General features: G+C 72.2%; 16 protein-coding genes and 1 pseudogene. 11 read left to right on the top strand and 6 right to left on the bottom strand.

The window, feature by feature from the left end; translation table 11 throughout:
* Window positions 1–3: 3 nt before the first annotated feature.
* Window positions 4–396, bottom strand: coding sequence for a PPOX class F420-dependent oxidoreductase (locus I847_RS0120390; protein WP_028051181.1), 393 nt, complete (start codon window positions 394–396; stop codon window positions 4–6).
* A gap of 89 nt (window positions 397–485) precedes the next feature.
* On the opposite strand from I847_RS0120390, the gene I847_RS0120395 reads away from it, so the two are divergent.
* From I847_RS0120395 to I847_RS0120405, 3 genes are read left to right on the top strand one after another with little or no spacing between them, the layout of a single operon-like run.
* Entirely contained in the window at window positions 486–812 is a 327-nt protein-coding gene (locus I847_RS0120395) for an STAS domain-containing protein (RefSeq protein ID WP_028051182.1), read from the top strand.
* Between the two features lie 55 nt (window positions 813–867).
* On the top strand, window positions 868–2028 hold the full coding sequence (locus I847_RS0120400) for an exonuclease SbcCD subunit D (RefSeq protein ID WP_028051183.1): 1161 nt from the start codon (window positions 868–870) through the stop codon (window positions 2026–2028).
* On the top strand, window positions 2028–5072 hold the full coding sequence (locus I847_RS0120405; protein WP_028051184.1) for an AAA family ATPase: 3045 nt from the start codon (window positions 2028–2030) through the stop codon (window positions 5070–5072). Before I847_RS0120400 ends, I847_RS0120405 begins: the two co-directional genes overlap by 1 nt.
* A gap of 166 nt (window positions 5073–5238) precedes the next feature.
* Here I847_RS0120405 and I847_RS0120410 read toward each other — a convergent pair whose 3' ends face one another.
* The gene (locus I847_RS0120410) at window positions 5239–5655 is read right to left on the bottom strand and encodes a hypothetical protein (protein WP_028051185.1); all 417 of its coding nucleotides are present in this window, start codon (window positions 5653–5655) and stop codon (window positions 5239–5241) included.
* Between the two features lie 86 nt (window positions 5656–5741).
* The gene (locus I847_RS25100) at window positions 5742–7139 is read right to left on the bottom strand and encodes a multidrug effflux MFS transporter (RefSeq protein ID WP_081681194.1); all 1398 of its coding nucleotides are present in this window, start codon (window positions 7137–7139) and stop codon (window positions 5742–5744) included.
* A gap of 116 nt (window positions 7140–7255) precedes the next feature.
* On the opposite strand from I847_RS25100, the gene I847_RS0120420 reads away from it, so the two are divergent.
* The 3 genes from I847_RS0120420 (at window position 7256) to I847_RS0120430 (ending at window position 10039) form a co-directional block, all read left to right on the top strand.
* Window positions 7256–8536 carry a DUF1524 domain-containing protein gene (locus I847_RS0120420; protein WP_231384311.1) on the top strand — a complete coding sequence of 427 codons (1281 nt, stop codon included), beginning with the start codon at window positions 7256–7258 and terminating at the stop codon, window positions 8534–8536.
* A gap of 76 nt (window positions 8537–8612) precedes the next feature.
* Entirely contained in the window at window positions 8613–9317 is a 705-nt protein-coding gene (locus tag I847_RS0120425) for a DUF2993 domain-containing protein (RefSeq protein ID WP_028051187.1), read from the top strand.
* Window positions 9314–10039, top strand: a complete 726-nt coding sequence (locus I847_RS0120430; protein WP_028051188.1) for a M50 family metallopeptidase — start codon at window positions 9314–9316, stop codon at window positions 10037–10039. The genes I847_RS0120425 and I847_RS0120430 overlap by 4 nt, the downstream gene beginning before the upstream one ends.
* On the opposite strand, the gene I847_RS0120435 is transcribed toward I847_RS0120430, so the two are convergent.
* On the bottom strand, window positions 10020–10265 hold the full coding sequence (locus I847_RS0120435) for a zinc ribbon domain-containing protein (protein WP_255346404.1): 246 nt from the start codon (window positions 10263–10265) through the stop codon (window positions 10020–10022). The genes I847_RS0120430 and I847_RS0120435 overlap by 20 nt on opposite strands.
* Window positions 10258–10701, bottom strand: a complete 444-nt coding sequence (locus I847_RS26000) for a MarR family winged helix-turn-helix transcriptional regulator (RefSeq protein ID WP_231384317.1) — start codon at window positions 10699–10701, stop codon at window positions 10258–10260. The genes I847_RS0120435 and I847_RS26000 overlap by 8 nt, the downstream gene beginning before the upstream one ends.
* Before the next feature lie 117 nt (window positions 10702–10818).
* Between I847_RS26000 and I847_RS0120445 the strand changes: the two genes are divergently transcribed.
* Window positions 10819–12360 carry an amidohydrolase family protein gene (locus tag I847_RS0120445; RefSeq protein WP_034611388.1) on the top strand — a complete coding sequence of 514 codons (1542 nt, stop codon included), beginning with the start codon at window positions 10819–10821 and terminating at the stop codon, window positions 12358–12360.
* A 330-nt stretch (window positions 12361–12690) separates the two neighbouring features.
* Here the strand turns inward: I847_RS0120445 and I847_RS26395 are convergent.
* Window positions 12691–13491: pseudogene (locus tag I847_RS26395) on the bottom strand (HNH endonuclease family protein); the annotation flags it as partial.
* On the opposite strand from I847_RS26395, the gene I847_RS0120455 reads away from it, so the two are divergent.
* The 4 genes from I847_RS0120455 to I847_RS25115 all read left to right on the top strand — a co-directional run bounded on the left by I847_RS0120455 (window position 13434) and on the right by I847_RS25115 (window position 17557).
* Entirely contained in the window at window positions 13434–15365 is a 1932-nt protein-coding gene (locus I847_RS0120455; protein ID WP_028051192.1) for an HNH endonuclease signature motif containing protein, read from the top strand. The pseudogene I847_RS26395 and the gene I847_RS0120455 sit on opposite strands and share 58 nt — an antisense overlap.
* A 337-nt stretch (window positions 15366–15702) precedes the next feature.
* Entirely contained in the window at window positions 15703–16707 is a 1005-nt protein-coding gene (locus I847_RS0120460; protein WP_028051193.1) for an aldo/keto reductase, read from the top strand.
* Between the two features lie 14 nt (window positions 16708–16721).
* Window positions 16722–17165, top strand: a complete 444-nt coding sequence (locus I847_RS25110) for a MerR family transcriptional regulator (protein ID WP_051275128.1) — start codon at window positions 16722–16724, stop codon at window positions 17163–17165.
* A gap of 41 nt (window positions 17166–17206) precedes the next feature.
* Window positions 17207–17557, top strand: a complete 351-nt coding sequence (locus I847_RS25115) for a DUF2809 domain-containing protein (protein WP_051275129.1) — start codon at window positions 17207–17209, stop codon at window positions 17555–17557.
* Window positions 17558–17621: the final 64 nt, after the last annotated feature.

Consider the following 17621-nt stretch of genomic DNA (forward strand, 5'->3'; position numbering starts at 1 on the left):
CCTCTATTTAGTGACGTACGTCGTCGGGCGGACCGTGAGGATCACGCGCTTGTGGGCGTCCGTGATCTCGTAGCTCTCGCCGTACCGCCGCTGCAGCGACTGGTAGAAGCTCGCCACCTCGTCGTCCGGCTCGGTCTTCTCGACGACCCCGCGGACCTCCAGCGTGCGGTACGGGTTGTCGGGGTCGGCGATCGAGATCGCGACGCGCGGCTCGTGGGCGATGTTCTTGAACTTCTGGCGGGTGGTCGTGTGCGTGAACCGCAGGACCTCGCCGTCCCAGACGAACCACATGACGCTGCTGTGCGGGGACCCGTCCGGGGCAACGGTTGCGAGGTGCGCGAACGTCGGTCGCTCCAGGAGGTCGGCGTGGCTGTCGGGAAGCGTCGTGGTGGCCATCGTGCGAGGCTAACGCCGCGCCGGGGAACCTCGCGCGGCGTACGGCCGTTGCAGAGATAGCGGCACTGGGTCGACGAACAAGGTGGGCAATGGAGCTGATCGAGCACTCCGCGGCGGCGGGCAGGATCCGGGTCGAGGCCGAGGGCTGCAGCTCGGTGATCGTCCTGGTGGGCGAGATCGACGTCGCGCTTCGCGACGAGGCGAGCGCCTCGATGGCGCAGGCCCTGGTCACCGGCTCGCCCATGATCATCGACACGACGCTGGCCACGTTCATCGACTCCAGCGGGCTCGCGTTCGTGCTCCAGCTGTCCAGGGCGGCGTCCGAGGCAGGGATCGCCGTGTCGCTCCGGGACCCGCACCGGGTGCTCACGGATGTCCTCGAGATGATCGGCCTGGGCGGCGAGCTGCCCGTTTGAGCGTCCCCGGCGCGGGGTCGGCGGGAGTGTCGGTGGGCTGGTTTACGTTCGCCGCATGCGGTTGTTGCACACGTCGGACTGGCACCTGGGCCGGACGCTGCACGGGGTCGATCTCCTCGACCACCAGGCGGCGTACCTGGCGCACCTGGTCGACGTCGTGCGCTCGGAGTCGGTGGACGCGGTGGTCGTCGCCGGGGACGTGTACGACCGGGCGATCCCGCCGGTCGAGGCTGTGACGCTCCTGTCGGAGACGCTCGCGCGGCTCGCCGAGCACACCACGGTGATCGTCACCTCCGGCAACCACGACTCGGCCACGCGCCTCGGCTTCGGCGCGGCGCTGATGAAGGACAACGTGCGGCTGCGCACCCGGGTGGCGGGGCTCGCGTCGCCCGTCGCGCTCTCCGGGCCTTCCTCGCAGAGCGTGCTCGTCTACGGGATCCCCTACCTCGACCCCGACTTCGCGCGCGTGGAGCTCGCCGAGTCGCCCGACGCGCTGCTGACGCGGTCGCACGAGGCCGTGACGGCAGCGGCGATGCACAGGATCCGGACGGACGCCGCCTCCCGTGGCCCGGCCCGCGTCGTGGTCGCCGCGCACGCGTTCGTGATGGGCGGGGAGCCCACCGAGTCCGAGCGGGACATCCGCGTCGGCGGCGTGGACCACGTACCCGCGGGAGTGTTCGCCGGCGCGGACTATGTCGCGCTCGGGCACCTGCACGGTCCGCAGCAGGTGAACGGCCCGGAGGGGACCGTCCTGCGGTACAGCGGGTCGCCCCTCGCGTTCTCCTTCTCGGAGCAGCACCATGCCAAGTCGACGGTGCTGGTGGACCTGTCGGGGTCGGCGGTGTCGACGTCCCTGATCGCCGCGCCCGTGCCCCGCCGGCTCGCGGACGTGACGGGGACGCTCGACCAGCTGCTGGCGGACGAGCGCCACGCCGACGACTGGGTCCGGGTCACGGTCACGGACGCGCACCGCCCGCAGGACCTGTTCCACCGCGTCCGCGCACGCTTCCCGCACGCGCTCGTGGTCCAGCACGTCCCTGCGGTCGCGCCCGGCCGTCCGCGCCCGTCCGTGGTCACCGCCGCGCACGACCCGCTCGACGTCGCCGCCGACTTCCTCACGCACGTCACCGGGCGCGGTCCGACTCCTGCCGAACTGGCCGTGCTGCGCCAGGCGTACGAGGACGTGGCCGACGTCGACGTCGAGAAGAGCGCCTGATGCACCTGCGCTCCCTGACGCTGCAGGCGATCGGCCCGTTCGCGGGGCGGCACACCATCGACTTCGGCGCGCTCGCCCAGGGCGGGCTGTTCCTGCTCGAAGGGCCCACGGGCTCCGGCAAGTCGACCGTGATCGACGCGATCGTGTTCGCGCTCTACGGCAAGGTCGCGTCCGCAGAGGCCAGCGACGACCGCCTGCGCTCGGCGTACGCCGCCGACGACGTGGAGAGCGTGGTCGACCTCGTGTTCGAGGTCCCGTCCGGGCTGTACCGCGTGCGGAGGACACCCGCGTACCAGCGTGCCAAGCGCCGCGGGTCGGGGACCACGCCCGCACAGGCGTCGGTCAAGGCGTGGCGGCTCCCTGCGGACGCTGACCTGGCGGCGCTGGACGGTGTCGGGGTGTCCCTCGGGAACCGTCTGGACGAGATCGGCGCGGAGCTCCAGCGGGTCGTCGGCCTGGACCGGACGCAGTTCGTGCAGACGATCGTGCTGCCGCAGGGCGAGTTCGCGCACTTCCTGCGCGCCAAGCCCGAGGACCGCAAGGACCTGTTGCAGAAGATCTTCGGGACCGAGGTGTACGAGCGGCTGCAGAAGCGGCTCGCCGAGATGCGTCGCCAGAGCGACCGCGGGACCGACGAGGCTCGGGTCGCACTGCGTTCCGGGGCCGCGCAGCTGGTCGGCGCGGCGCGGTTGACGCCCGAGGACGGCCTGGCGGTGAGGTCCTCGATCGAGGAGGCGATCGCGTCGGGGACCCTCGTGGACTCGGTGCGCGACGTCGTGTCGTCGACGACGTCCGCCCTCGACGCGCTCGCCGGCTCGGCCCGAACCCTGGCCGGCGAGGCCGAGGCGTCGTGGCTGGAGACGCGGCGGTTGCTCGAGGACGCCCGACGGGTCGCCGAGCTGGTGTCGTCGCGAGAGCGACTTCGCGTGCGTCGCGCCGAGCTCGAGGCGTCGGCGGACCTCAACGCCGAGGCGGTCACGCGCCTGGGCCGAGCGCGGTCCGCCCAGGCCGTCCGGCCGCTGCTCGTCGGGGTCGACCGGGCTCTGACCGCCCTCGACGCCGCCGAGAAGGCGGTCCTCGCGGCACTGGACGGGGCCCCGCCCGGCATTGCCGGCGCCTCTGACGGGTCGCTGCGGGCGCACGTGCGCGCCGCGGGCCGGGCCGCCGCCTCGCAGGCCGCGACGCTGCAGCGGCTCGTCGACGTGGAGGCAGGGCTCGAGAAGCGCCGGCGGGCGGTGCGGGATGCACGCGCGGCGCTCGACGACCTGGCTGCGGCGATCGCCCTCGATGACGCCTGGTTGGCGGCTCGACCCGCCCTTCGGGACGCGATGACCGCAGCCCTGGAGGCCGCCCGGGCTCTGGCCGGATCGCGAGGCGGGCGGTCGGCAGCGGTGACCGGCGCTGCTGCCCTGGTGACGGCACACACGGAGCTGGCGGCGTCGGAGGCCGCGCTCACGGCTGCGCTCGGGGCGCGGTCGGTCGCCGCCAGCGCCGCGACCGCGGCGCACGAGCGTGAGAGCGCCCTGCGCCGGGCGCGGATCGAAGGCCTCGCCGGGGAGATCGCCGCAGGTCTGGACGAGGGCGACCCCTGCCCGGTCTGCGGTTCGGCAGAGCACCCCGCCAAGGCCGTGCTCGGTGCCGGTCACGTGTCTGCGGCGCAGGTCGACCAGGCCGAGGGCGAACGTGCCCGAGCGGAGGCCGTCCTCGTGGCTGCGGGATCCGAGGTCGGCGCACTCACGGAACGTGTCGGCGGGCTGCGGACCCGCGTCGGAGAGGTGGATCCGGCCGGAGCTGCGGCGGCGCTCGTCGAGGCGCGCGCCGCCCTGGACGAGGCGGTCGCCGCCGAGGCCGAGGTCGCGCGGTTGGTACCCGCGCTCGACGGGTTCGACGAGGAGACCCGTGCCCGCGAGTCACGGCGCGCCGCCGCCGTGGCGCAGCAGTCCGGGGAGACCGCGACCCTCGACGTCACCCTGCACGACCTCGACACGGCGGAGGCGGACGTCGTGACCGCCCGCGACGGGCACCCGACGGTCGCCGCTCGGCACTCGGAGCTGCTGGAGCGCGCCGCCGCGGCCGACGCTGTGCTCGAGGCCCTCGGCGAGCGGGCGACCGCTCGCGACGAGGCGCGTCGCCGGCAGGTCGAGCTGGCTGACGGGCTGGCCGAGAACGGCTTCGAGTCCGCGACGGATGCACGGCACGCGCTGGTCGAGGCGGCCGAGCTCTGCGAGCTTGAGGTGCTCGTCAGCGCGTACGCCACCGAGCTCGACCGCGTCAGCGCCGGTCTGGCCGAACCGGCGATCGCCGGACTGCCGCAGGACGTCGTCGTCGACGTCGACGGGGCATCGTCCGCAGAGGCGGCTGCCCAGGGGCTCGCCGCGGAGGCCCGCGGTGCCGCGCGGGTGGCGACCGAGCGGGCGGAGGCTGCCGAGTCGGCAGGAGCGGACGTCGTCGCGGCGGCTCGGGTGCTGGCGGAGCGGATCGAGCAGGCCGGGCCCGTGTCGCGGTTGGCCGACGTCGCCGCAGGCGGCGGCAGCGACAACGCGCGGAGCCTCTCGCTGGCGACGTTCGTGCTGATGCGCCGGTTCGAGGACGTCGTCGCGGCGGCCAACGACAGGCTGCTCCTCGTGTCGGACGGGCGCTTCGAGCTGGAGCGCAGCGACGAGAAGGAGGACGTCCGCGCCCGGAACACCGGGCTCGCGATGCGTGTCCTCGACCATCGCACCGGGCGTCCGCAGGATCCCCGTCAGCTGTCCGGCGGGGAGACCTTCTACGTGTCGCTCTGTCTCGCCCTCGGCATGGCGGACGTGGTCACGGCCGAGGCGGGCGGGATCGATCTCGGCACGTTGTTCGTCGACGAGGGGTTCGGGTCGCTCGACGCCCACACGCTCGACCAGGTGCTCGCGGAGCTCGGGCGTCTCCGCGCCGGCGGGCGGGTGGTCGGCGTGGTGTCCCACGTCGAGGCGCTCAAGCAGTCGATCGCCGACCGCATCGAGATCCGCCCGACAGCCGAAGGGCCGAGCACGCTGACCGTCCGAGCAGGCTGAGCCGCGCACTGCGCACTGCGCACCGCGGACTCCGGGCACAGGCCGCGCCGCGCGCGAGCGGGCGCAGGCCCAGCCTCGCGCTACCGGGCGTCAGCAGCTGCGCCGCCGGGCTACCAGGCCCCTGCAGCTGGCCGCGGCCTACCAGGCCCCGGCAGCTGGGCGGGTGCTACCAGGCCCAGCCGCGGGAGGCGAGCTCGACCTCTTCGCGGAAGCGTTCGGCGCCGTCCCCCTTCGGGTGGGGCTCGACCTCGACTCCGGCGAGCTTGCAGGCTTCGGCCAGGAGCTGGTCGTAGGCGAGCTGAGAAGCGATGAGGCGCTCGGCGCGCGCGAACGTGTGCGGGTCGTCTTCGAGCTCGCAGATGTGGTCGGCGACCTTGCCCAGACGCGCCTGCAGCTGCAGGGTCGTGAACGGGTCGTACACGGGGGGACGCTCGCGTCGGAGGTGCCGTGCCAGGTGCTCCAGGGCACCGGCCAGCGCCCGCCGCCACCGCGGAGTGTCGTCGGCCGTCGCGACCAGGCTCCAAGCGAGCCGGAAGACGAGTGCCGGGACGAAGAAGAGGAAGACAAAGAGGACGAGAGTCATGGAGCGTCCTTCATCGCGCGCTTCACGCCAGGTTATGTCGCCACCTGTGATCTGCGCCACATAATCCGTCGCCCGAGAGCGGCGTCTCACCCGGGGCAGGGCACCGGATCGCTCTCGTCGGCCCGCACCTCGGCCGCCCCTGCGGCGGAGGGGCCGCCGAGCCTCGACGTTCGCGACTCGGAGAGGTGCGAATCGTGCTCGGCGGACCCGTGCGCAGATGCCGTGACGGAGACGGGGACACGGGTGTCGACGATGGTGTCGTCGACCTCCACGGAGGTGGTCGCCGGAACCCGCCGCCAGGAGCGGCGGACCGCGAGCAGCAGGAGCGACGAGACGAGGATCGTGCCCGCCATGACGCCGGCCATCGACTCGGCGGTCGGGGTGCCGCCGATGCTGGTCAGCGGGGCGATGAGGGCGCCCAGCCCGAACTGGAGGGCGCCGAGGAGAGCTGCTGCGGAACCGGCGCGGTGCGGGTTGTTCGCCAGGGCGATGGCCGGCGCGGACGGCAGGACGAAGCCCGCGGTCCCGAGCGTGAGCACGAGCAGGGTGACGACCAGCCAGAGGGGTCCGTCGGCGAGCGTCGTCGCGAAGAGTGACATCGAGAGGACCAGGCCGACCAGCACGGTGCCACTCAGCACCTGCTCCGGTGTGAACCGACCGACCAGGGCGCCGTTGACCTGCGAGCCGGCGGTGATCGCGACGGCACCAGCGGCGAAGACCCAGCCGAACTGCTGTGCGGTCATCCCGTAGCCGTCCTGGAACACGAACGTCGACGACGCGACGTAGGTGAACATGGCGCCGAGGTAGAACGCGGACATGAGTGCGAGACCGAGGAACGGCAGGTCGGTCAGCAGGTCGCGGTAGGTCCGCAGCGCGCCGAGCGTGCCGCCGGTCCGCCGGAGGTCCTGCGGCAGCGTCTCCTTGAGCGCGAACGTCGAGATGACGAGCAGGGTCAGGCCGACGACCGCCAGGAACACGAAGATCAGCCGCCATGAGCCGAACCGCAGGAGCTGGGCGCCGATGGTCGGGGCAAGGATCGGGGCGACGCCGACCACGAGCATCAGGCGAGCCATGACCTTCGAGACGGCGAGCCCCTCGTACCGGTCACGCACGATCGCCATCGACAAGACCATGCCGGCCGCCGCGCTGAACCCCTGGACGAACCGCAGCCCGGTGAACACGGTGATGTTGGTGACCATCGCCAGTGCGACCGACACGACGACGTAGAGGGTGAGGCCGGCCAGGAGTGGACGGCGCCGACCGAAGGCGTCGGAGATCGACCCGATCGTCAGCTGCCCGACCGCCAGACCGGCCAGCGAGGCGGCGATGGTCAGCTGCACGGCCGCGGCGGGCGCGTGCAGGTCCGCGGCGATCTCGGGAAACGCGGCGAGGTACGTGTCGAACGTCAGCGGGCCCACGGCGGTCAGCGCGGACAGCAGGAGGACGAAGCCGACGCTCACGCGCGTCGCGGGAATCCGGGGCATGAGGGCTGCAACGATCGAGGACCGCGCGCATCTTCCCGGGGTGTCCACTCCGCGGACGAAGTGTGACGTCCGTCAGTCGAGGTCACGGGGGAGCACGTGGATGCCGATGGTTTCGTGTGACGCGATTCGATTCTGACGCCCCCGCCCGCGCTGGTTGGGGTCCGTGGCGCGTCGCCGGCGCGGTCGGGTTCGGCATCGTGACCTTGAGCGGCTTCACCACCGGTTGGGGCGGCGCGGTTCTCGGCGCCTCGTTGTACCTCGGCGTCACCGCGTTGTGGACTCTCGTGCGCAAGCGGTCGTGGCTCGGACCGATGCGGCGTCGGGGTGCCGTGATCCTGCTCGCCTGCGGGTTCGTCGGCCTCCTCGTCGGCGGTGCGTCCGCCACGCCCCCTGAGCCCGACGCCGCCACCGCCGGCGCGAGCGGGTCTCCCACCCCGGCGACGAGCGCGATGCCGGAGCCGACGGCGTCAGCTCCCTCGATCGAGGAGCAGGCGGCTGCACTGCCTGCGCCCGAGGCTGCTCCTGACGCCGACATCGCCTCGGTCGAAGCCTCGGCGACCCCGCGCACGGCTCTGGCCGCGGCGCTGCTGCTGGACGTCAAGGGCCGAGCGCCGAAGACGGGCTATGACCGCGACCTCTACGGACCGGCGTGGAAGGACGTGGACCGCAACGGCTGCGACACCCGCAACGACATCCTGCGTCGTGACCTGTCCGCGATCGTCGTCAAGCCGAACACGCAGGACTGCGTCGTCGCGTCGGGCACCCTGCAGGACCCGTACTCCGGTCGGGCGATCAGCTTCGTCCGCGGCCAGGACACCTCGTCCGCCGTGCAGATCGACCACGTCGTGGCCCTGTCGGACTCGTGGCAGAAGGGCGCCCAGGCCTGGGACGGGACCCGTCGGGAGGCGTTCGCCAACGACCCGCTGAACCTGCTCGCCGCCGACGGGCCGCTCAACATGCAGAAGGGCGACGGCGACGCCGCGACCTGGCTGCCGCCCAACAAGTCGTTCCGCTGCAGCTACGTCGCCCGGCAGGTCGGCGTGAAGTACACCTACCAGCTGTGGGTCACCCAGGCCGAGCGCGACGCGATCGTCCGGGTGCTCTCGACGTGCCCGAACGAGCCGTTGCCGACCGGGTCGACGATCCCACCGGCGCCCGTCGTCGCCCCTCCGGCCGTGGTGCCCGCACCGGCGCCGGTCGCGCCGCCTGCCCCCGCGCCCGCTCCCGCACCCGTCCAGCCGGCCCCGGCTCCTCCGGCCGAGGCGCCCGCGCCCGCCGGCGTCTCTTACGCGAACTGCGACGCTGCCCGGGCTGCCGGAGCTGCACCGGTGCACATCGGCGACCCCGGGTACTCGACGAAGCTCGACCGCGACCGCGACGGGATCGGCTGCGAGTAGATCGACGGAGGACGGGGAGTGCCCGCGGCGGGCGCAACCCCTACGGTGAACCCGTGACCACACGCGGGCGGCAGGCATGAGCAAGGGCGGTGTCGTCGCGGGAGTCGTGGTCGGGATCGTCGTGGTGCTGGTCGGCGGGGCGTTCGTCGCCGACCGGGTCGTGGCGTCGACCGTGGAGAAGCGCGCCGGCGACGCGATCGAGCAGAACTTCGACGACGTCGTCGGCACGCCGAACGTGGACATCGGGGGCTTCCCGTTCCTGACGCAGGTGCTCCGAGGCTCCGTCGACGAGGTGTCCGGGCAGGTCGACGGGGTGACGATCGAAGGCATCGCCGCGACGGATGTCCGGGTCGACGCCACGGACGTCACCACCAGTGAGCCGTACACGGCCGGGACTGCGACGATCACCGCGACGCTGCCGACGGCGTCGATCGACAAGATCGTCGCCGACCAGACCACCCTCGACATCACGACGACGGTCGACGGTGACGCGCTCAAGGCCACCGGCACGCTGCTCGGTGTGACGCTCTCGGCGGGACTCGTGCCGCGCGTGCAGGACGGCAAGCTGCTGGTGGACGTGAAGACGCTGTCCATCGGCGGCGCGTCCGTCAGCGTCAACTCGTTGCCGAAGTCGATCGGCGGCAAGCTCGACGACATCGAGATCCCGGTCGAGACCGGGCTTCCCGAAGGGCTGGCACTGTCGGGCGTCGAGGTCGTGGACGACGGCCTGCGCATCACCGCGACCGGCACGGACGTGGTCGTGCCCGCCGAGGCGCCGTGACCGACTGGCTCGGCGACGCGTGGTCGGACATCACCACGCCGCAGCCTCCTGCGTCCACGACGGTCGTCCTCGGCACGGCCCTTGCCGTCCTCGTCCTGCTGCTCGTCCCGGTCGCCTGGCACGTCGCGCGGCACGGCCTGACGATCGTGCACGAGGCGTTCCACGCGTTCGTCGCGGTCCTCGTCGGCCGACGGCTCTCCGGGATCAAGGTCCACTCCGACACCTCGGGCCTCACCGTGTCGTCGGGCAAGCCACGCGGGCCGGGCATGGTCGCGACGGCGGCCGCGGGCTACACCGGCCCCGCGCTCCTCGGTCTCGGTGCGGCCTCCTTGCTGTCTCAGGGCTACGCGGTCGCGCTGCTGTGGCTGCTGCTCGTCGTGCTGGTGCTCGTGCTGGTCCAGATCCGCAACTGGTACGGGCTGTGGTCGGTGCTGGTCACCGGTGCGCTCGTCGTGGCCGTGACGTTCTGGGGCTCGTCCCAGGTGCAGCTCGTGTTCGCCTACCTGGTCACGTGGTTCCTGCTGCTCGGGGCGCCGCGTGCCGTCATCGAGATGCAGTTGCAACGCCGCCGTCGGCGCGGTGCGGCCGACACCTCCGACGCCGGGCTTCTCGGACGCCTCACCCACACGCCCGGAGGCCTGTGGGTGTTCGTTCTCTTCCTGGTCTGCGTGGCTGCGTTGGCCGTGGGTGCGATCTGGCTGGTCAACCTGCCGGTCGGCTGATCACGCGTGGGTGGTCCTGCCACGCCGGCAGCGTCGCCATGTGGTCGAGCGTGTCGGCCTCCAGCTGTTCCCGGCTCGCGGACGGCTCGCGCCGTGCCTGCCAGTCGACCATCCGCTCGAACCGCTCCTCGAACGCCTGCAGGTTGCCGTCGGCGTCGGTGCAGTACGCGCAGTAGCGCCCCGTCTCTACCGGCATCCCGCAGCTTTCACAGTGGTGGTCACTCATGGTTCCCCTCCTTCTCGTTGGCCCTGATCAGGGCTTTCAGTCCGCCGACGAGGGCGGCACGTTGCTCCTGCGTGAGGTCCGCTCCCGCGCGTGCCAGCAGCTCGGTGGACAGAACCTGACGTTCGCGGTCGAGGGCGTCGAACCCGTGCGGGGTGAGCCAGACGAGTGTCCGCCGGCGGTCCTGCGGGTCCACCTCGCGTTCGAGCAGCCCCTTCCCCTCGAGCTGCGTGATGATGTCGCTGACCACCGACTGCGCTCGGTCCAGGTGCTGCGCGGCCTCCCCGACGGTCAGCGGTCCCGTGTGCGCGAGGTGCAGCAGGACCGCTCGCGACGCCCCGGACATCTGCGCGCGCCTGCCGTCTCGTCGGTGGAAGCACAGGTACGCCTGCTGGAAGGCGTCCTCGAACTCCCTCGCGAAATCGTCGGGACCAGGCATGACGCCCACGCTGCCCCCGGCTGGATCCATCGTCAATCCCGATGCGTCGGAGCGCCGCCTCCCCGCGGTGAGGTGCATGCCAGGGCATGATCGTCCCGAGTCGAGGTGAGGACGGCGATGAACGGCAAGACGGCGCGACCGGTGCTGGTCCGCGGAGGCCTGCTGGCCGACGGTGTGCACGACGACCTCGTGCGGGCGGACATCCGTGTCCTCGGCGACCGCATCGTCGAGATCGGTCCGGACCTGGCGGTCGACGACGACGACGTGATCAGCGCGGGCTGGCAGCTCGTCATGCCGGGCTTCATCGACACGCACGTGCACGTCGACTCGCTGGCTCTGGACCCCGACGCGCAGGCCGCGATGACGCACCAGGGGATCACGACCGTGCTGCTCGGCCAGGACGGCGTCTCGTTCGCTCCATCGCCGGCCGGGACGGGCGCCACCGAGTACGCCGAGCGCTACTTCGCGGCGATCAACGGCAGCCATCCGACGTTCCGCGGCGGCACTGTCCGCGAGCTGCTGGCCACGTACGACGGCAGGACCACCGTCAACACGGCCTACCTGGTCCCGCACGGCACCCTGCGGTTCGCGGTCATGGGTGCCGACGACCGACCGGCGTCCCCTACCGAGGTCGCGTCGATGGTGCGGCTGCTCGAGCAGGGTCTCGACGACGGCGGCGTGGGGATGTCGACCGGCCTCGAGTACGCTCCGGCGACCTCCGCGGACCGCGACGAGCTCGTCGCCCTGCTGTCCGTGCTCGCGGCGCGCGGGAAGCCGCACGTCTCGCACATGCGCGGCTACGACGACCACGCCCCGACGGCGCTCACTGAGCTGCTCGACCTCGCACGGGCGACCGGCGTCGGCACGCACGTCTCGCACTTGCACGGGCCCGCCGACGTGCTCCGTCCGATGGTCGACGACGCACTCGCCGCGGGTCTCGACCTCACCTTCGACTCGTACCCGTACCTGAAGGGCTCGTCGATCCTCGCGCTCGTCGCCCTCCCGTCCTGGCTGCCTCTCGCCGACCCCGACCGGACGCTGGCGATGCTGCGGGATCCATCGGTCCGGGCGCAGCTGCCCCCGCGTGACGACGTGTGGCCACGCGTCACCCTGTCGTGGGCCCCCGGTTTCGAGTGGGCCGAAGGTCAGCCGCTGCTGGCGGTCGCCGCGCAGCTCGCAATGAGTCCGACGGACGCCGCACATCACCTGCTCATCGAGACGAAGCTGCAGGTCGGGTGTGTGTTCGGGTTCCCGCCGGGAGCCACCGAGCACTCCATGCGCGCGCTCGCGCAGCACCCCGTGCACTGCGCCGGCTCCGACGGCCTGTACCTCGGTCGCAGCCCGCACCCGCGGGGCTGGGGAACGTTCGCGCGGTACCTCGGCGAGCACACGCGTGAGCTTGCGGACTGGGGCTGGCCCGAGGCGGCGGCGCACCTGTCGACGACTGCCGCCCGACGGTTCGGGTTCACCGACCGCGGGACGCTCACCGTCGGCGGGCGGGCGGACATCGTGCTCTTCGAGCCGTCGACCGTCATCGACACCGCCACGTACGCCGAGCCACGCTCCCTCGCGACGGGCGTCCAGGCTGTGCTGGTCAACGGGGTGCCGGTCCTGCGCGAGGGCGCTCTGACGGGTGCCCTGCCCGGCCGACCCTCCTGAGCCCTGCCGGATCCGCGAGTTGCGGGGGAGCGCGCCGGGTGCGTCCTGCCGGTCGCGCAGGGCGTCGGCGAGGTCGAGCGCACGGACGGTCAGGGGGCCGTCGGTACGCGTGTGACCTGAAGGTTCATGCCCGTCCACCGTCACGGTGGTCCGGTGCCAGAGGCCCTTCGTCGTCGCCGTTGGGGCGTGGCTGCCGTCGTCGGCGCTGCCGTTGCTCCGGCTGCTACCGGTTGCTCGATTCGAGACGATGCATCGGCCGAGCTCCCGGTCGAGGGCGTCGTGCTCGGCTGCGGTGACCCACAGGCCGTACGCCGCCTTCACCCGGATCTGCCGGAGCGCGTAGACGCATCGGTAGCCTCGGTTCGGCGGGAGCCACGTCGCCGCGTCGCCGGCACCCTTGTCCTGGTTGGCGGGTCCGTCGACCGCGAGCAGGTTGGCGGGGTCGTTGGCGAACGCCTCTCGCGTCTCGTCGGTCCAGCCTTGAGCTCCGGTCTCCCAGGCGTCGGCGAGCGCCACGACGTGGTCGATCTGCACTGCGGCGGAGTCGGGCCCTCGGACGAAGGACTCGCGGGCGCCCGTGTAGGGCTCGTCGAGCGACCCGGCGAGGACCGTGCAGTCGTCGTTCTCGGTTCGCTTGGCGACGAGGTCACGGCCGAGGACGTCGTTGCGGGTGTCGCACCCGTTCCGGTCGACGTCCTTCCACGCCTGTCCGAACTTGTCGCGTGAGTATCCGGCGCTCGGCGCGCGTCCCCGGACGGGTAGGAGCGTCAGGGCTGCGCGCCCGGAGGCGAGGTCCGCTTCCGTCACCGGGTACCGCGCCGCGACGCGCGCCTGCGACCACGCCGGGACGCCCGCGCCGACGGCGACGCACAGCGCCAGCACGACGACCCAGGGCCACGCTCGCTTCATGCGGCGACACTCGCAGATGTCCCGCCTGCCCACCCGGCTCGGGGGATGAGCGGTTGCGCTGAGGGGTTGTGGTCGCGTCAGCGTTCGGGCTGTGGATATGTCGGTGCAGGTCAGGTGGTGTTTTGGTCTTGCCAGCCGATCACGGGTCGCGTAAAGTCGAACACATGTTCGAAGCCCGTGGGATGATGAGCGCGGGGGCGGCCGGCCGGCAGTCCTGGCCATCGCCGTGCTCCGACGAGTTCGCGGAGGACGCCGGTGGGCACCTCGCCTCACTGGTCGCGTGCGCCGCCGCGGTCGCCGCCGATGCGCGGTCCGCGACCAGCTGGTCCGCCCCGGTGCGGGTGTCTGCATTGGCCGCACTGGATGCCGCGGTCGCGGCGGTGGCCGAGGCGCGGGCGTACGTGTTGGTCGCGGACCGGGATTCGGGGTTGTCGCTGGCGCCGGGGGACCGTTCGTATGAGGCGGCGCGCGCTCGCCTGACCCGTGCGGGCGTCGGGGACGCGCGCCGGGAGGTACAGCAGGCTGATGTGCTGGTGTCGATGCCGGTGGTCGCAGCCGGGGTGCGTGACGGGTCCGTCCCGCTGGGGCACCTGGATGTCCTGGCCAGGGCGGCGGCGGGCGCGTCCCCGCAGGTGGCCGCGGTGCTGCGGGCGGCCGACGTGCAAGCCGACATGGTGGGCCTGGCGCGCATGCACTCGGCCCCGGAGTTCGCTCGGGCGGTGGCCCGGTTCGTGGCCGGCCGTGACCCTGCGGGGTTGGAGACGGCCCGTCAGGACCAGTACCGGGAGCGGTTCTTCTCGGTGTCGGCGCAACCGCACGGGGTGTTCCTCAAGGGCCGTCTGGACGTCATCGCCGGGCAGACCTTGTTGGTGGCGTTGGACGCGATGGGCCAGCACCCCGACGAGACCCGGTCGCTGGGGCAGGCGTCCGCGGACGCGTTGGTGATGCTCGCCGAACGGGTCTGCGCCGGCATCTCGAGGACGCCGGTCACCCGCACGACTGCGACGGATGCCGCGAGTGGCGGGCGCGTGACGCCTGGCATGGACGGCGGCACGCTTGGTAGGGTCGCCGATGGCGCTGACGTGCGCGCGTCGGGCCGGGATGCCGTGGGGGCGCCGACACATGGTGCTGGTTCCGGCGCGCCGCCTGGTTCCGGCGCCTCCGCTGATCTGCCCGACGGTGCCGGGGGTGGAGCGGTGCTGTCCGGGACCGCGAGCCGCCCGCACATCTCCCTCCTCGTCCCGGCCGCGACCTTCGCCGAGCTGCTCGCCCACGAACAAGCACGGCACCGTGCCGGACTCGGTTCCGGCGCCAGCGGCACCGCCCGCAGGGCAGGTGACGAAGGCGGAGACCGGCGCCCGGTGCGGCGGGTAGCGCCGGACTGGTCCGCCGTGGTGCCAGCAACGTTGGAGGACGGCACACCGGTGGCGATGTCCGAGCTCGCGCAGTGCCTGTGCGATGCGGACATCACCAGGATCGTGCTGTCCGCTGAGGGGCAGCCGCTGGACGTGGGGCGCACCCGACGGCTGCACACCTCCGCGCAACGCAAGGCGGTCATCGCTCGGGACCGCCAGTGCGTGTGGAACGGATGCGAGACGGCCGCGGCCCGCTGCGAGGTCCACCACATCGTCTGGTGGAACCGCGACAACGGCCCGACCGACCTCGAACACGCCGCCCTGGTCTGTCGACACCACCACGGAGAGATCCACCGTCATGACCTGACTGTCGAACGACTGCCGCACCCGCCTGGAACCGAGGTCGGCACACCAATGCGCTACCGATTCCGAGACCCGCACCGGGCCGTGATCAACGCCCCGCCGCAGTCGAGGGCTCTCGGTACGGACGCGCGTGCAGGCGCGCGGCCAGGCATCGCTACGGACGAGCTCCCTGAGGTCCGCGCAGGCACTGGTACCGGCGCGAGTGGCCCAGGCCACGCGAGTGGCCCAGGCCACGGGAGTGGCCCAAGTCAGCTGGACGCGGTCACTTCACGACCCCCACGTTCTGCCGCCATGGACGCTCGTCGCCGAGCGCGAGAGCAGGCCGCATTCGCGCTGTTCGACTCCGATGGGCCACCACCGGAGTGGGCGACCGGATAGGAGGGCGTCGGCATCCGTTGGATCAGGAGCCCGGTGACGAGCCGGCGCATGGACGGGATGACCGGGGCACGTGTACGGGGCGCGTGGCGGTGGCGAGCGGGGCGCGTGGACGGGGGCGAGCGGGGCGTGGACGGGGGCGAGCGGTGCGTGGACGGGATGAGCAGGCACCTCGACGGGCGGAGCAGGGCACCTTGACGGCAGGGGGAGGGATGCTTCGGGCGGTCCTCGGTCCTCGGTCCTCGGTGCTCGGTGCTCGGTGGGCGGTGCTCGGTGCTCGGTGGTCGGTGCGGGTGGATCACTTGACTTAGAGCGCGCTCGAAGGCGGACCGTTGACGGCATGACGATTTCCACACGCACCATCGGCAATGGCTCTGCTGCGCTCACCGTCTCCGGCCTCGGGCTCGGCTGCATGGGTATGTCGGACTTCTACGGCACACGTTCGGAGGCGGGGAGCACGGACGAGCGCGAGTCGGTCGCGACGATCCGTCGGGCGCTGGACCTCGGCGTGAACTTTCTCGACACCGCCGACATGTACGGGCCTCACACCAACGAGCGTCTGGTTGGTCGGGCGATCGCCGGACGACGCGACGAGGTCGTGATTGCGACGAAGTTCGGCATCGTGCGGGATCCTGCGACCGGTGCGCGCGGCGGCATCTCTGGTCGGCCGGAGTACGTGCACGCGGCCGTCGACGGCAGCCTGCAGAGGCTCGGCATCGACCACATCGACCTCTACTACCAGCATCGTGTCGACCCGTCGGTGCCGATCGAGGAGACCGTCGGAGCGATGGCCGAGCTCGTCGCCGCAGGCAAGGTGCGGTTCCTCGGGCTGTCCGAGGCGAGCCCCGAGACGATCCGTCGCGCGCACGGGGTGCATCGCCTCACGGCTGTGGAGACCGAGTACTCGCTGTGGACACGCGACGTCGAGGCGGAGATCCTGCCGACGCTGCGCGAGCTCGGGATCGGCCTGGTCCCGTACTCGCCGCTCGGCCGGGGGTTCCTGACCGGCACGATCACCTCGACGGACGCCCTCGACGAGGGCGACTTCCGGCGGGCGAACCCACGATTCGTCGGCGACGCACTGGATGCCAACCTGACGATCGTCGAGAAGGTCCGGGCGATCGCCGAGGTCAAGCACGTGACAGTTGCGCAGCTCGCGCTCGCATGGGTGCTGGCTCAGGGCGAGGACGTGGTCCCGATCCCTGGCACGCGGCGGGTGGCTCGCATCGAGGAGAACGCGGCGGCCACCGAGATCGTTCTGACGCACGAGGAGCTGGAGGCCCTGGGTGATCTCGGCGCCGCCGCGGGTGACCGGTACGCGGACATGTCGTCGGTCAACGGCTGAGGGATGATCGAGCCATGAGCCTGCTCGCGGAACACTGGAGTATCGCTGAGGCGGCCGAGGCGACAGGTCTGAGCGCCCACACGCTGCGGTACTACGAGCGCGACGGGCTGTTGCTCGGGTCGGTGGACCGGGCGTCGTCGGGCCACCGTCGGTACACGGACCAGGACCTCAGCTGGATCCGGATGGTCACCCGGCTGCGCTCCACGGGCATGTCGATCCGTGACGTCCGGCAGTACGCAGACCTCGTACGGGCCGGCGACGGGAACGAGGCTGAGCGCCTCGAGCTCCTGCGCGCGCACCGGGACCGCGTCCGCGAAGAGCTGCGCCAGGTCGCCGCCCACCTCGATGCGATCGAGTTCAAGATCGACCTGTACGAGGCGAAGGTCGGCGGCGGGACGCATCACGATCGGGCGAAGGCCGACGACCATGCCGTGGGCACTGAGGCGAGCGTCCCCTGAGGCGCGATCGCCGGCTCGTGGGGTGCGCCTCGGTCGTTGTCGTGGTCGCGGGACTGGTGGTGGGGAGCAACCCCGCCGGGGACGCGCTGTATGCGGCGCTCGTCTACGTCCTCGTCCTCGGTCTTGCGCCGGCGGTGCCGTCGAACCGTGCGGGGATGGTCGCCTTCGGAATCTGCGCCGCGATCGAGCTTCTGCAGCTGACCGGACTGCCCGCGGAGATCGTCGGTGCCGCTCCGGCGGCGCGCTACGCGCTGGGGACGACCTTTCAGGCACCGGACCTGCTCGCCTACGCGGTGGGGGTGCTCCTCGCAGCGGGAGTGGATGTGCTGGTGCGGCGGCGTGCGAGTGGACCACGACGCGCGGCCGTCGGACCTTCCGACCCGGCGGAATGAGGCTCCCGGGCTCCGCGGGTCTTCGACGCGGACCGTCGGGGTCCGGGGGCTCGCGTGGTGGGCT

The sequence above is a fragment of the Cellulomonas sp. URHD0024 genome, assembly GCF_000426185.1.
GTDB lineage: Bacteria > Actinomycetota > Actinomycetes > Actinomycetales > Cellulomonadaceae > Cellulomonas.

Excerpts from the sequence above, each read along its gene's own strand:
- I847_RS0120460 (WP_028051193.1), top strand. The coding sequence starts at position 15,703 with ATGACGATTTCCACACGCACCATCGGCAATGGCTCTGCTGCGCTCACC.
- I847_RS25100 (WP_081681194.1), bottom strand. The coding sequence starts at position 7,139 with ATGCCCCGGATTCCCGCGACGCGCGTGAGCGTCGGCTTCGTCCTCCTG.
- I847_RS25110 (WP_051275128.1), top strand. The coding sequence starts at position 16,722 with ATGAGCCTGCTCGCGGAACACTGGAGTATCGCTGAGGCGGCCGAGGCG.
- I847_RS0120405 (WP_028051184.1), top strand. The coding sequence starts at position 2,028 with ATGCACCTGCGCTCCCTGACGCTGCAGGCGATCGGCCCGTTCGCGGGG.
- I847_RS0120435 (WP_255346404.1), bottom strand. The coding sequence starts at position 10,265 with ATGAGTGACCACCACTGTGAAAGCTGCGGGATGCCGGTAGAGACGGGG.
- I847_RS0120410 (WP_028051185.1), bottom strand. The coding sequence starts at position 5,655 with ATGACTCTCGTCCTCTTTGTCTTCCTCTTCTTCGTCCCGGCACTCGTC.
- I847_RS0120400 (WP_028051183.1), top strand. The coding sequence starts at position 868 with ATGCGGTTGTTGCACACGTCGGACTGGCACCTGGGCCGGACGCTGCAC.
- I847_RS0120390 (WP_028051181.1), bottom strand. The coding sequence starts at position 396 with ATGGCCACCACGACGCTTCCCGACAGCCACGCCGACCTCCTGGAGCGA.
- I847_RS0120445 (WP_034611388.1), top strand. The coding sequence starts at position 10,819 with ATGAACGGCAAGACGGCGCGACCGGTGCTGGTCCGCGGAGGCCTGCTG.
- I847_RS26000 (WP_231384317.1), bottom strand. The coding sequence starts at position 10,701 with ATGCCTGGTCCCGACGATTTCGCGAGGGAGTTCGAGGACGCCTTCCAG.
- I847_RS0120395 (WP_028051182.1), top strand. The coding sequence starts at position 486 with ATGGAGCTGATCGAGCACTCCGCGGCGGCGGGCAGGATCCGGGTCGAG.
- I847_RS0120455 (WP_028051192.1), top strand. The coding sequence starts at position 13,434 with ATGTTCGAAGCCCGTGGGATGATGAGCGCGGGGGCGGCCGGCCGGCAG.
- I847_RS0120425 (WP_028051187.1), top strand. The coding sequence starts at position 8,613 with ATGAGCAAGGGCGGTGTCGTCGCGGGAGTCGTGGTCGGGATCGTCGTG.